This window comes from Olsenella sp. CU969, assembly GCF_905219715.1.
Taxonomy (GTDB): Bacteria; Actinomycetota; Coriobacteriia; order Coriobacteriales; family Atopobiaceae; genus Granulimonas; species Granulimonas faecalis.
Map to the genome: position 1 here is coordinate 1 of NZ_CAJMXC010000051.1, position 13427 is coordinate 13427.

11 protein-coding genes and 2 pseudogenes are annotated in these 13427 nt (G+C 70.2%); 2 read left to right on the forward strand and 11 right to left on the reverse strand.

Going from position 1 to position 13427, the window contains the following annotated elements; translation table 11 throughout:
* From JX283_RS05985 to JX283_RS06025, 9 genes and pseudogenes are all read right to left on the reverse strand, one after another.
* Positions 1–541 (reverse strand): annotated as a pseudogene (locus JX283_RS05985) (DNA polymerase III subunit delta'); the annotation flags it as partial.
* Complete coding sequence (tmk, locus tag JX283_RS05990; RefSeq protein ID WP_204829765.1) at positions 534–1160, reverse strand: dTMP kinase; 627 nt, start codon at positions 1158–1160, stop codon at positions 534–536. The pseudogene JX283_RS05985 and the gene tmk, both read right to left, overlap by 8 nt.
* Positions 1161–1169: 9 nt before the next feature.
* Positions 1170–2054 (reverse strand): annotated as a pseudogene (locus JX283_RS05995) (NAD(P)-dependent oxidoreductase).
* Positions 2055–2093: 39 nt separating this feature from the next.
* Positions 2094–2717 carry a flavodoxin family protein gene (locus JX283_RS06000; RefSeq protein ID WP_204829766.1) on the reverse strand — a complete coding sequence of 208 codons (624 nt, stop codon included), beginning with the start codon at positions 2715–2717 and terminating at the stop codon, positions 2094–2096.
* Between the two features lie 27 nt (positions 2718–2744).
* Entirely contained in the window at positions 2745–5261 is a 2517-nt protein-coding gene (locus tag JX283_RS06005; RefSeq protein WP_204829767.1) for a DNA topoisomerase I, read from the reverse strand.
* A 68-nt stretch (positions 5262–5329) separates the two neighbouring features.
* Positions 5330–6124, reverse strand: coding sequence for a twin-arginine translocase subunit TatC (tatC, locus tag JX283_RS06010; protein ID WP_204829768.1), 795 nt, complete (start codon positions 6122–6124; stop codon positions 5330–5332).
* Between the two features lie 15 nt (positions 6125–6139).
* Positions 6140–6733 carry a twin-arginine translocase TatA/TatE family subunit gene (locus JX283_RS06015; protein ID WP_239652499.1) on the reverse strand — a complete coding sequence of 198 codons (594 nt, stop codon included), beginning with the start codon at positions 6731–6733 and terminating at the stop codon, positions 6140–6142.
* A 133-nt stretch (positions 6734–6866) separates the two neighbouring features.
* The gene (locus JX283_RS06020) at positions 6867–7169 is read right to left on the reverse strand and encodes an STAS domain-containing protein (protein WP_239652500.1); all 303 of its coding nucleotides are present in this window, start codon (positions 7167–7169) and stop codon (positions 6867–6869) included.
* A gap of 909 nt (positions 7170–8078) precedes the next feature.
* Positions 8079–9365 carry an aminotransferase class I/II-fold pyridoxal phosphate-dependent enzyme gene (locus JX283_RS06025; RefSeq protein ID WP_204829770.1) on the reverse strand — a complete coding sequence of 429 codons (1287 nt, stop codon included), beginning with the start codon at positions 9363–9365 and terminating at the stop codon, positions 8079–8081.
* A 137-nt stretch (positions 9366–9502) separates the two neighbouring features.
* Between JX283_RS06025 and JX283_RS06030 the strand changes: the two genes are divergently transcribed.
* On the forward strand, positions 9503–9757 hold the full coding sequence (locus JX283_RS06030) for a hypothetical protein (RefSeq protein ID WP_204829771.1): 255 nt from the start codon (positions 9503–9505) through the stop codon (positions 9755–9757).
* Positions 9758–9859: 102 nt separating this feature from the next.
* Here JX283_RS06030 and nhaA read toward each other — a convergent pair whose 3' ends face one another.
* Positions 9860–11251, reverse strand: a complete 1392-nt coding sequence (gene nhaA, locus JX283_RS06035; RefSeq protein ID WP_204829772.1) for a Na+/H+ antiporter NhaA — start codon at positions 11249–11251, stop codon at positions 9860–9862.
* Between the two features lie 195 nt (positions 11252–11446).
* On the opposite strand from nhaA, the gene JX283_RS06040 reads away from it, so the two are divergent.
* Positions 11447–12340 carry a DegV family protein gene (locus tag JX283_RS06040; protein ID WP_204829773.1) on the forward strand — a complete coding sequence of 298 codons (894 nt, stop codon included), beginning with the start codon at positions 11447–11449 and terminating at the stop codon, positions 12338–12340.
* Positions 12341–12350: 10 nt separating this feature from the next.
* Here the strand turns inward: JX283_RS06040 and JX283_RS06045 are convergent.
* Positions 12351–13427, reverse strand: a 1077-nt coding sequence (locus JX283_RS06045; protein ID WP_204829774.1) for a nucleoid-associated protein, incomplete at its 5' end; no start/stop codon positions are given.

Sequence of the window (13427 nt, forward strand, 5' to 3'; positions counted from 1 at the left end):
CCGTGTGCCCCGCGGCCGCGGGCGCGAAGGGCACCACCTGGCAGCGGCTCACGATGGTGGGCAACACGAGGTCGGGGGCGGGGGAGCAGAGGATGAAGTGGGTGTCGCCCGGGGGCTCCTCGATGGTCTTGAGCAGGGCGTTGGCCGAGACGCCGCGGAGCTGGTCGGCCCGCTCCAGCACGAACACCTTCGCCGGCGAGCGCACCGGCGTCTTCTGGGCGCGGGCGATGACCTCGTCGCGCACCTGCTCGATGCGGTAGCCCGTGGCGGAGTCGGGCGACAGGATCGTCACGTCGGGGTGGTCGCCGGCCGCCACGAGGCGGCAGTCGTCGCAGGAGGCCGTGTCGCCGCAGCCGCCGCGGGGGCACACGAGGGCCTGGGCCAGGGCCACGGCGGCCCTGTGGGCCTCCTCGCCCGCAGTGCCGCAGAACAGGTAGGCGGCCCCCACGCGCCCCTGGGCCAGGGCGTCGGCGAGGAAGCGCCTCACCCGGGGCTGGCCGTCGAGGGCGGAGAGGCACGGGGGCACGGCGGTCTCAGACATGGACGCCCCTCTCGGCGAGGGCCGCCACCACGGCGCCCCAGACCTCGTCGGGGGTGCCCNACGCGTCCACGCGCGCCACGCGGTCGCCGTGGCGGCGCCAGACGTCCTCNTAGCCGGCGCGCACGCGCTCCTGAAAGGCGAGGCCCTCGGCCTCGATGCGGTCGCAACCCCCGGACAGGGCGCGCCCCAAGGCGCGACGCGGGCTGACGTCGAGCCAGAGCGTGACGTCGGGCACGCAGTCGCCGCAGGCCAGGGCGTTGGCCCCCTCCACCATGGAGGCGGGCAGGCCTCGGCCGGCGCGCTGGTAGGCCGTCGTGGAGTCGGCGAACCGGTCGCACACCACCCAGGCGCCGCGGGCCAGGGCCGGCCCCACGACCTCCCCCACCAGCTGGGCGCGGGAGGCCTCGTAGAGGAGGAGCTCGCACGGCGCCGTCATGGCCCCGTTGGCAGGGTCCAGCAGGAGGGCCCGCACCTTCTCTGAGATCGCGGTGCCGCCGGGCTCCCGCAGGCGCACGACCTCGCGGCCCGCGGCCTCGAGGGCCGCCGCCAGCCGTGCCGCCTGGGTGGTCTTGCCCGACCCGTCGGTCCCCTCCAGGGTTATGAACGTTCCCCGCTCCACGACGGCCTCCTAGAAGGGCTTCTCGNGGAAGNCGANGTNGNCCATGACGGCGGCCACGTTGCCCTCGAAGGTGCCGGGGTCGATGCCCGCGGCGCGGATCTTGGAGGAGTCGAGGCGGTAGTCGCGGGGCTGGTCGGCGTAGCTCTCGAGGTCCGGGCGGATGAGGGCGTCGACCTCCTCGGCGGTCGCGCCGAAGGCCGCGGCCAGGCGCCGGGCGCACTGGTACACGGAGCCGTCGGTNTCGGCCGCGAAGTTGTAGGTGCCGCGGGGCAGCTCGCAGACCTGGGCGAAGGAGTCCGCCAGGTTCTGGGCGTAGGTGAGGCAGCGGCGGTCGTGGACCNTGAACGAGGCCGGGGCGCCGGGGCGCACGGCCTCGAGCACCTGGAGCGCCACGTTGGGGCTCGGGCGCACGCCGTGGAGGGGCAGGCCCATCATCCAGGAGAGACGCAGGGTCACATGGTCGACGTCGGAGGCGGCGAGCCAGGTGTCCACCTCGGTCTTCTGGCGGCCGTAGTGGGAGTNGCTCTCGGNCTCGGCGTCCTNGGCGAAGGGCGCGCCGGCGGTCTTGGCGTTGAAGGTCTGCTCGGTGGTGATGAACAGGAACCTCGCACCCTTGTCGCGGCACACCTCGGCGAGGGCAATGGGCGACTCCACGTTCACCCGGTGGGTCATCTCGGGCTCGTTCTCGCAGAGGGCCGTGGCGGCCACGGCGGCGGTGTGGAGGAGCAGGTCGAAGTCCAGCGCCGAGANGTGCGCGCGCACGGCCTCGGGGTCGGCGAAATCGACGTCGGNNCGGGTCACGGGCACGATGTCGAACCGGTCCGCGTTGTACAGGGCCACGAGGCTCGCGATGTAGCCGTTGGCGCCGGTGATGACGAGCTTTCTCCTGGACAAGGGGTCTCCTTCCAACGACGGCGGCGTCCCGCCGCCACGTCAGTCGCCGATGAAGTTGGTGCGCACGCCCGGCTCGTGGAGCGGACGGTCGACGCCCGCCTCCTGGCCCGCNGCGATGCAGCGGAGCATCCAGGCCATGTTGCGGCCGAGGGTGCGCATGGTCTGCAGGCCCTCGGCGTCGTGGCGCACCTGCTCGGGGCTGTTGCCGTGGACCATGTTCCAGTACTGGGACGGCACCACGGGCATNTTGTTGATGAGGAAGTACTGGTTGAGCCGCTCCAACGTGGCCGTGGTGCCGGCGCGGCGCGCGCTGCACACGGCGGCCGCCGGCTTGAAGGCCAGGCGNTTGGAGGCCGCGTAGAACAGNCGGTCCATGAACGCGCAGAGGCCGCCGTTGGCGCCGGAGTAGTAGACCGGCGAGCCCACGACGAGGCCGTCGGCCCCCGGCAGGAGCTCGATGACCTCGTTGACCACGTCGTCGAGGGCGCAGAGGCCCGTCCGCTTGCAGCGGCCGCAGGCGAGGCAGCCGGAGCGCACCGAGGCGCCCACGTTCTTGACCNGNGNCTNGACGCNGCANTCGNTGAGGACGCCGGCCACCTCGTTGAGGGNGGTGCGCGTGCACCCGCCGGCGTGGGGGCTCCCGTTGATGAGCAGGACCTTCATGACAGACCTCCCGTGGTATGGGTGCGGCTACGAGCGCTTGCGGGCGGTGCGGGCGCGGCCGCGGGGTGCGCCCTTGGCCTTCTTCTCCTTGCCGGGGCAGTCCATGTTCACGCAGATGCGCCAGGGGCCGCGGTCGGTCTCCACCTCCACCACGGGGGCCCCGCAGTGGGGGCAGGTCTCGCCNGTGGCCGACAGCTTGCCGCGCTGGGGCAGCGGGTAGCTCACACCGCACTCNTCGTAGTTGGTGCACCGGATGAAACGCTTGCCGGTCTTCTCGCTCTTGTGGGCCACGAGGTCGCCGTGGCGGCCGGCCTCGGCGCACACCGGGCAGGTGCCCACCACGACATCGGGCTCGCGGTTGGTGGGACACACGGGGTTCACGCACTGCTCGTAGGGCTTGGAGCGGAACGGCCACACCTTGAGGCGCGGGGCGCCGCACTCGGGGCACGGCTCCTCGAGCGGCTCGATCTTGTCGGTGTTGCGGCCCGGCACCGGGTAGGTGACGTCGCAGTCGGGCCAGCCCATGCAGCCGATGAACCNGGAGCGGGTCTTGGCGGAGTTCTTGAGCACGAGGTCCTTGCCGCACTTAGGGCAGGCGCCCACGCGGGCGTCNGCGGTCACGGNGTCGGCGATNGCCTCACCGAGGTCGTCGGTGTGCTCGATGAGGTCGTCCATCATGCCGGNGAGCAGCGCGCGGGAGCGGTCCACCACGGCGGCCTCGCTCGTGGCGCCCTCGGACACGCGGGTCATGTCGTCCTCGAGGGTGCTCGTCATCTCCGGNGTGGTGATNGTGGGGGCGAACCGGTCGAGGGCGTCGATGATGGCCATGCCCAGCTGGCTCGGCTCCACGGGGTTGTTCTTGAGGTACTTCACCTGGAAGAGGCGGTCGATGATGGAGGCACGGGTGGACTTGGTGCCCAGGCCGCGCCTCTCCATCTCCTGGATGAGGCGGCCCTGGCTGTNGCGCGCCGGCGGCTCGGTCTGCTTGGCCTCGCAGGCCACGTCGCGCACGGCCACGACGTCGCCCTCGGCCATGGCGGGCAGCTGCTCGTCCTTCTTGAGGCCGTAGGGGTAGATGGCGCNGTAGCCCTTGGTCTTNAGCNCGTCACCGGANGCCAGGAACGGCTGGCCGGCCACGTCGANCTCCACTTTGGTGCCCTCGATGACGGCGGGGCCCATGAGGGTGGCGAGGAAGCGGCGGGCGACGAGGTTGTAGAGCTTCCAGGCCGCGGGCTCGAGCTTGTCGGGGTCGGCCGGGGCCGTGGGGTAGATGGGCGGGTGGTCGGTGGTCTCCTGCTTGCCGCGGGTGGCCTTGACGGGGCCGCCCGAGAGGATCTGGTCGACCACAGGGGCGTAGGCCGGCACCTTCCTGAGGGCCTTGGCCGTGGCGGCGAGGTCGAGCGACGACGGGTAGACCGTGTTGTCCACGCGGGGGTAGGAGATGAGGCCGTCCATGTAGAGCGACTCCGCGAGGCGCATGGTGCGGCCGGGCGCGAGCCCCTCGGCCGCGGCCGCGGCCTGGAGCGACGTGGTGTTGAAGGGCGCGGGGGGCTTGGAGGTACGGCTCTTGCGGGTGACGGCGCGCACGGTGCCCTCGGTGGCCCCCTTCACGGCGGCGAAGGCCTCCTCGGCCTCCTCGGCCTTCCAGAAGCGACCCTTGGCGTGGGAGATCCTGAACTCCTCGCCGTCCTTCTCGCCCATGCCCTGGATGACCCAGTAGTCCTCGGGCACGAACGCCTGGCGCTCGCGCTCGCGCTCCACCACGAGGGCGAGCGTGGGGGTCTGCACGCGACCGGCGCTGCGCACGTTGCCGAAGCCGCCGTAGCGGGCCATGGTGAGGTAGCGCGTGAGGGCGGCACCCCAGATGAGGTCGATGTACTGACGGCTCTCGCCGGCGTCGGCGAGGTCCTGGTCGAGCTCCACGAGGTTGTCGAAGGCGTGGTCGATCTCGGCCTTGGTGTAGGCGGAGTAGCGGGCGCGGGTCACCGGGACGTCGGGGTTGACCATGCGCACCTGGGAGAGGGCGTCGGAGCCGATGAGCTCGCCCTCGCGGTCGAAGTCCGTGGCGATGACCACCTCGTCGGCCTTCTTGGCCAGGTTCTTGAGGGCGCGGATGATGCCCTTCTCGGCCGGCTTCTTCTCCACCGGGGCCCACACGAGGTACGGCAGGCTCGGCACCTTCCNGCCCTTGATGTCGATGCCGTCGGGCAGGTAGGGCTTGCGGGGTTTCTTGGGGGTGCCGTCCTTCTTGAGACCGCCGTCGAACGGGGGCCTCGGCAGGGTNTCGGGGACGTCGGCGGCNAGGACCTCGCCGTCCTCGTCCACGGCGAACCAGCCCTCGCCGTCGGCGTAGTGCAGCTCCCGCGGGAAGTCGGGGGCCAGGATGTGGCCGCGCAGGCCGACGGCCACCCAGTCGTCGCCCCCGCGGCGGAAGCGGTAAACCGGCGTGTCGTAGACCTTGTCGTTCTCGGGCCTCCCGGACTNGCTCAGGAGCCGGGCTATCTGCTTGGCCGCGTCGTTCTNCTCGGCGATGACGNGTACCACGGCTCTCACTCCCTCATAGGTTCAAGGGGGCCCGCCCATCGTGCGGACCCCCGGCGNTTGCGGTTCCTCTAGTCGTCGGCGCGCTCCGCGTGGAGCTCGTAGTCCTCGCGGGTCCACCGGAGCGACTCCGGCCCGTCCTGCCGCACCAACACCACGCGGGCCACGGCGAGGGACNCCTCGTAGAGCATGACGAGCGCGGCGAACATGAAGAACATGGTAACCGGGCTGGCGTCGGGCGTGACCACGGCCGAGAAGACCAGGAGCCCGACATAGANGAAGCGCCAGTTCTCGCGGAACGTCTTGTAGGTCACCAGGTGCAGGATCGACAGGTAGAAGATCACGAGGGGCACCTGGAAGGCGATGCCGAAGCCTATCTCCAGCAGCATGATGATGGAGATGTAGTCCTCGGCGTTGGGCAGCACCGTGGCGAAGGCGCTCGACTGGTCGATCATCCAGCCGAAGGCCGCCGGCAGGATGACGAAGTAGCAGAACACCATGCCGAGGAAGAACAGCGCCACCATGGCCCCCNCCNTGGGCACNACCCAGCGCTGCTCGTTGGGCTTGAGCGCCGGCNGGAAGAACGCCAGGACCTCCCAGATGATGATGGGGCACGTGATGATGACGGCCGCGAAGCAGGCCACCTTGAAGCGGATGGTGAAGCCGCCGAGAGAGCTCATGATGGCGAGCTTGCCGCCGTTGGGCAGGAAGCCGCGGATGGGGTCGATGACGATGTCGATGATGGTGNGCGTGGCCNTGTAGACGGCCACGGCGCAGACGACGACGGCCACCACGATGATGGTGAGCCGGCGGCGCAGCTCGCCGAGGTGGTCCATCAAGGGCATGCGTGCGGGTCCGATGGGCATGGGCGGACGGGAGCGCTAGGCGCGGCTCCCTCCCTCCTCTCCGGCTGCGGGGTCTGCGGCCCCGGCGGGTGCCGGGTCCTCGGGGGCGGCGGTACTGGGATCGGCCGCGGGCGCCTTGGGCGCGAGGCCGTAGAGGGAGGCGGCGCTGCGGGGGTTGGCCCCGGGCTCGGAGGCGGGAGCCGCCTCGGACTCGGGCTCCTCGGCCGACGCGGGAACGGCGGGCGCATCGGCCGCGTCGTTCGCGGCCGCGGCGGCGCCGCCGGCCGCGGCCCCGTCGCGGGCGGCCTTCTCGGCGGCCAGGCGCGCCTTGCGCTCGGCGAAGGTCTCGGCGCTCCGCCGGGTGAGGTCGGCCGCCTCGATGTCGGCGTCCTCGTCGGTGGCCACCTTGGCCTTGACGCCGTCGGCACCGGCGGAGGCCGCCTTGGTCATGGGATCGATGACCTCGGACTGGACCACCTTGGTGACCGAGTCCTGTGCCTCGCGGAACTGCCTGAGGCCGCGGCCGATGGTGCGCCCCATGCCCGGCAGCTTGTCGGGCCCGAAGAGCAGGAACGCGAAGATGACGATGAGGACGAACTCGGTGTCTCCGATGCCAAACAATCGGGGCACCCCCTCCCTGCATAGAAATGGGGACCGTCGGATGCGGCGGTCCCCACGGGTTCAGCGCATGTAAGCCCATACTTTAAGGCTTAGGCAACCTGGGTGCAAGATTCCCTTAAGAGTTGAGAATTGAAGAGACCGCCTAGGCCTCGTTGACGTTGAACTCGGAGCCCACGCCGAGGAGCGTGAGGACGCGCAGGACGTTGGGCTGGGGGCGGCTCACGGTGAGCTCGGNGCCCGCGTCTTGGGCGCGGTGCGCGGCGGCCACGAGCACGCCGATGCCGGTGGAGTCGATGTAGGGCACCTGNGCCATGTCGACGTCGATGGTGGCNACGTCGTCCTCCAGGACGCTGGCCAGGGCCTCGGTGAGGTCGGGNGCGCAGGAGACGTCCACCTCGCCGAGGATGACGACGTCGACGTGGGATCCCGTCTTTTCGGTCTTCACAGAGAGAGACATGGGGGCCTTCCTCTTCTTCCTCTTCATGCGCCTCGGGCGCGGATCAGCCAACGGTGCGGGTGGTACATCCCTCGGTCACGAGGAGGGCTGGGTCGTGTCCAACTTCTGGGAGAGCGCCTCGGCGCCGCCGGACTCGCTGGCGGCCGAGCCCTTGAGGCTCGAGAGCATCTGCTCGCAGTAGCTCTTGACGCCCGCGGCGCCGTCGGGATCCGCGTCGATGCCGTGCTGGTAGGCGTCCATGGCGTCCTGGGTGCTTCCCTGATTCTGATACATCATACCGAGGTTGGCCCACGCGGGCGCGTAATTGGTCTCGTCCGCAACGGATTTAAGGCTTTCGATACAAGCCGCGGTGTCCCCGGCGTAGTAGTCGCACAGGGCGCGGTCCACGGCGGCGTTCCTGGCCTCGTCGCTCTCGAGGGAGCCCTCGAGGTTCAGGTAGGCGCCGAAGGCCTGCCGGGCCTGGTCGAGGAGCTCCTTGGCCTCGGACTGCTCGTCGTCGTTGCCGGCNTAGGACTCAGCGTAGATGCCCCACTGGTAGCAGGCCNGGGCGNGCTTGAGCTGGGCGGCCTTGTCGCCGCCGTCGCGGTCCACGGCCTCCTTGGCGCTGTCCACCTCGGGCCGGTACTTGGAGGCCGCCCCGTCGAAGGACGTGGGTGCTGACGAGGTGGTGGGCTGGGACGCGAATATCTGGGAGAAGGAGGGCAGCAGGATGGACACGACCATGATCACCGACACCACGACGACGGCGACCTCCTTGCCCGTGGGCTTCTTACGGCCCTTCTTGGAACCGGCCACAGCACCTCCACGCATAGGTCCGTAANGAGACTTCTCGAAGCAAGGGGGAAGCTTATACCAACCCCCGGCGCTTCAATCAGATGCAACCCATTCTCCAGAACTTCAACGAAGTCCGCGGGCCTCGGCGGCCAGCTGTGCGCTCACAAGGCGGGCGCAGACGCAGAAGACCTCGAGGGCGGCGTCGAGCTCCTCCAGNGTGGGGTAGCTGGGAGCGATGCGGATGTTGGAGTCCCTGGGATCGTCGCCGGGCCAGGTGGCGCCGGCACCGGTGAGGGTCACACCGGTCCGACGGCAGAGCTCCACGATGCGCGAGGCCGAGCCCTCGGGGCCCTCGAAGGAGACGAAGTAGCCGCCGCGGGGCGTGGTCCACGTGGCGCAGCCGGTCTCGCCGAGGCCCTCGGAGAGGCGCCGCTCCACGAGCTCGAAGCGCGGGCGCAGGACCTCGGCCAGCCGGGCCATGTGGGCGCGCACGGCGTCGACGTCGGGGAAGGAGCGCACGTGCATGAGCTGGGACATCTTGTCGGGGCACACGCGCTCCACGGCGAAGGAGCCCTTGAGGTCGGCGATGTCGGCCGGGCTGGCGGCCACGGCGGCGATGCCGGAGCCGGGGAACGTCACCTTGCTGGTGGAGGCGAACTCGTAGACGAGCGCATCCCGGCCCTCCCCGGCCAGCACGTCGAAGATGTTCAGCAGCTCGTCGCCCTCGTCGTAGAGGTCGTGGACCGCGTAGGCGTTGTCCCAGTACACGCGGAAGTCNGGTGCGGCGGGGCGAAGGGCCGCCATGCGGCGCACGGTCTCGTCGGAGTAGGTGATGCCGCAGGGATTCTGGTACTTGGGCACGCACCAGATGCCCTTGACCGACGGGTCGGCCACGAGCCCCTCCACGACGTCCATGTCGGGGCCCTCCGGCGTCATGGGCACGGGCACGTTCTCGAAGCCGAAGTGCTCGGTGACGGCAAAGAGCCGGNCGTAGCCCGGGGCCGGGCAGAGNAAGCGCAGCGGACCCTGGGCGCACTGGGGCTTGGCGCCGCGGACGCCGCGGACGAAGCCGTGGGCCACGCAGTCGAACATGAGGTTGAGCGAGGAGGACCCCGCCACGACCNCCTGGGACGCNGGGNCGCCCANGAGGGAGGCCATGAGGGCGCGGGCNGAGGGAAGGCCGTCGGGCACGCCGTAGTTGGCGGCGTCCTGGCCCTGGTCCTCCAGGCAGGAACCGGAGTCGAGGGCGTCGAGCATGGACCGGGAGAGGTCCACCTGCTCGCGCGAGGGCTTGCCGCGGGCCATGTCCAGGGAGAGCCCCTTGGCGGCCAGGGCGTCGACGTCGGCCTGCAGGCGGTCGACCTCCGCGGCGAGGGCCGCGTCGTCCAGTGCGAGGTACACGTTGTCCATGGGTCCCCCTCGGGTCCGGTGGGCTTCGGCTGACAGAGAAGTATAGACGGCCCGGCGCCGAGCGGCTTGCTATGATGGCCCGGTCGGCGGGCNTGTTCGCGCGCCCGAAACAGGCCGCCGGGGAAAGGGGCGCAGCGATGTCGGAGACCTGGCAGGAATCGCCCGAGCACGGGGAGCTCCAGCGCCTCGTGGACCTGCTCTTCGCGACNGAGACGCGCGCAGACCGCTTGGACGCCCTGGTCCTGGCCCAGTCCCACGACCTCTCCGAGGACCTCGTGGAGGTGGTCTCGCTCCTGCCGCCCATGGGNCTCACGCGGCCGCAGTTCTGCGACCAGATCAACTCCACCCTGGCCGCCCACGGCTGNGGGCGCCGCTACGGCATCGTGAGCTGAGTCGCCCCCGCGGGATGCCCCTATCGCGAAGAAAAGGGACGCGCCCTCCCCGGACCGGTGCCGGGGAGGGCGCGCCTTGTTGGCAGGACATGGGAGGCGACGTCACCCCTCGGACGACGCCCTCCCCTTGCGGCCCGTGGCCATCATGTAGACGCAGCCCACGACGGCGGCGACCACCGAGCANGACAGGNNTGCGCACTTGGCCNCCAGCACCTCGGCGGGCTCGGTGAAGGCCAGGCCCGAGATGAGGATGGACATGGTGAAGCCGAGGCCGCCCATGATGCCCACGCCGGTGACCTGGTGCCAGTCGACGCCGTGNGGCAGCCGGGCGAAGCCCACCTTCACCAGCACCCAGGTGACGAGGATGATGCCCACCGGCTTGCCCACGAGGGCGCCGAAGAACGAGCCGAGGGTCACCGGGTCGGAGACGATGGCCATGGGATCGACGCCGATGAGGCGCACCTGGGCGTTCACGAAGGCGAAAATCGGCAGGATGACGAAGTTCACCGGCACCGTGATGGCGTGCTCCATGCGCTGGAGCGGNGGGGTCACACGGTGCATGACGCGCTCGACGCCCGANGCGANGCGGGTGAACCCGTGCTGGCCGAGGACGTCCAGGTCGCCGTCGTAGGCGTTGTCGAGCTCGCGGCTCTTGGACTCGAGCCAGGGGCGCAGGGCCGTGAGGCGGATGTCGCTCGTGCAGGGCAGGAACAGCGCCAGCACCACGCCGGCGAGCGTGGCGTGGATGCCCGAGTTGAACATGCAGAACCACAGGGCCAGGCCCACCACCACGTAGCTGCGCGCGGTGTAGACGCGGGCGTAGTTGAGCAGCGCGAGGACCAGAACGCAGGCCAGGGAGGCCGCGAGCCAGGGGATGGACGGGGCGTGGCCGTAGAACAGGGCGATGACCACGATGGCGAGGATGTCGTCGGCGATGGCCAGGGTGGAGAAGAAGACCTTGGTGGCGGGGGCCACGCGATCTCCCAGCAGGCTCATGACGCCCAGGGCGAAGGCGATGTCGGTGGCCATGGGGATGGCCCAGCCGCCGATGCCGGGGCCGCCCACGTTGAAGGCGACGTAGATGAGGGCGGGCACGACCACGCCGCCCACAGCCGCCAGCATGGGCAGGGCGGCCTGGCGCGGGTTCTTGAGCTCGCCGACGGTCATCTCGTACTTGAGCTCTATGCCCACGAGCAGGAAGAAGACGGCCATGAGGAAGTCGTTGACGAACACCTCCACCGAGAGGGTGCCCACGAGGGGACCCACGCCCAGCGTGAGGGGCTCCATGAGGAAGTGGTGCACCGCCTCGTAGGCCGGGGTGTTGGCCACCACGACGGCCACGAGGGCCGCGAAGACCATGACCGCCGCGGCCACGGTGCCGTTGGACGTCAGCTTCTGGCGGCGGAGGCGCTTCCTGCGGCGCTCCCTGACCTTGGGCTCCGAGATGATGACGATGGGCTTCTCCCCACCGTCGACGTGCTGGTTCTGTGCCATGGCAAGCGGNTCCTTAGTACGCCGTCGATTCATCGAACGTCGATTTTATCAGCTCGCTAACAGATAGTATGGAGGCCTCGGGGACTCCGGAACGGAGGGCCCCGTCGGCAAATCCACCGCGAACACGGGGTAGGTACCCGGGGGCATGGCCACCGAGCACCTGCCCCTGCACAACCGAAAGGGTGACACGCCTCCATGAACGCCCAGAAGATAGCCGTCGTGACCGACACCGGCACCAACGTGCCAGCGGACTTCGCCGAAGCGCACGACATCAGACAGATCCCCCTCCAGATCAACTACACCGAGGGCAGCTTCCGCTCCGGCGTGGACATCACGGCCGAGGAGGTGATCGAGCGGTTCTCCACCGAGATCCCCACCACCTCGCTGCCGAGCCCCGCCTCCATCAGGGAGACCTTGGAGCAGGCCAGAGCCGACGGCTACGAGAAGGCCGTCGTCGTGACCATCTCCTCGGGGCTCTCGGCCACCAACCAGACCTGCCACCTCGTGGCCAANCAGATGGAGGACTTCCCCGTGGCCGTGGTGGACACCAGGTCCATCGGCGTGGCCGCCGGCATGACCGTCATGGACTGCGCCCTCATGGTCGAGGCCGGCGTGGACTTCGACCTGCTGGAGGGGCNCCGCAACGCCGAGGCCGAGCAGACGTGGGTGCTCTTCTCGCTCGACGAGCTCTCGTTCCTGCGCCACGGCGGTCGCATCTCCGAGGCCACCTACCGCCTGGGCTCCGCCCTCAACATCAAGCCGATCTTCGAGTGCGACGAGGAGGGCAGGTACCGCACGGTCAAGAAGTGCCGCGGCCGCGAGCGTGCCCTCAAGGCCACGGTGGNCCTCNTCGCCGAGCGCGCGAGGCTCTACAAGGACGTGGTGCTGGCCTGCGCCTCNGCCACCGGCGACGACCCGATGCCCGAGCGCTACGTGGCCCTGCTCCAGGAGAANGTGGGCAACGCCTGCGGGCTCATCCGCTCCAGGCTCTCGCCGGACCTGCTGGTGCACACCGGCCCCACGCTNATCGGNATCGCGGTGCAGCCGGCGATGCCCGAGATGGCGGAGTGGATGGCGGCCCGGGCGTAGGCGCTGGGTCCTACCGGTTCTCGATGGCCCCCACGTTCTTGATGCGGATGCTCAGCGTGCCGTCGAGGTTGCTCTCGAACNCCAGGNAGTCGGGGTTCTTGCCGTACTCGGCCGGGAACGTGATGTCGACGCCCGTGTCGGTGCGGATCTTGTGCTTGGCGGCCACGCGGCGGGCCACCTCGGGCTCCACCGACACACGGTCGGGCAGGTTCTGCTCGGCGGCCTCCTCGACGAAGCGGTCGTGCATCTGCGGGGCGTCGGCGAAGACGTCGCGGGCCAGCTGCTCGGGGACCAGGACCTCGTCGGTCTCGGCGTTCTCGGAGACATAGGCCTTGGCCCGGGCCACGGCGGCGGCGGGGTTGGCGCCGAACTCGTCGGCCACGGCCCCCACGAGGTCGCACACCCCCTGCACGACCTCCTTGCTCGAGGCCTCGCTCGTGCACTGGAGCAGGGCCTCGGGCAGCAGCTCCACGCTGCGGCCGGCCACCACCCGGGGCTCGTCGCAGAAGCGCACGTCGCCCGTGGCCGACACCACGGCGAACGACCGCANCTTCTGGGAGTGGTTGGGCAGGATGGCGTGATGCCGGGCGATGGAGGCCAGGGTGTGGCCCAGCTCGTCGCGGCCCACCTCGTGCATGTAGGCGCGGCGGCTCTCCAACATCACGATGGCCAAGTACCGCGGCGCCTGGGAGCGGTACATCATCTCGATGTCCTCCTCGCCCAGGCCGTCCACGGTCTCCTCCTCGCGGCCCTCGAAGTCNATGAAGAGCAGGTCGANCGAGGGGGTCTCCTCCATCTGGCCCATCTGGCCGATGAGGAACTCGGCGGCGCCGGCCGTGAACGGGGCGAAGTCGGCGTTGCCGCGGAAGAAGGCCACGGCCTCCTTGGCGAAGGCGCTGTCGGGCAGGAAGGCCCCGCGGCGGGCGTCCAGGTTGGAGAGGGCGCGGCGGGCCTGGGAGGTCACATAGCGCTTGACCTCGTCGTCGGCGAGGTCCATGGGTGCCTCGGAGAAGACCTTGACGCAGGACTTGCCCTCGTAGCTGTGGAGAATGGCCTGGTTGACGCGCATGGGTGTTCCTTCCTCGTA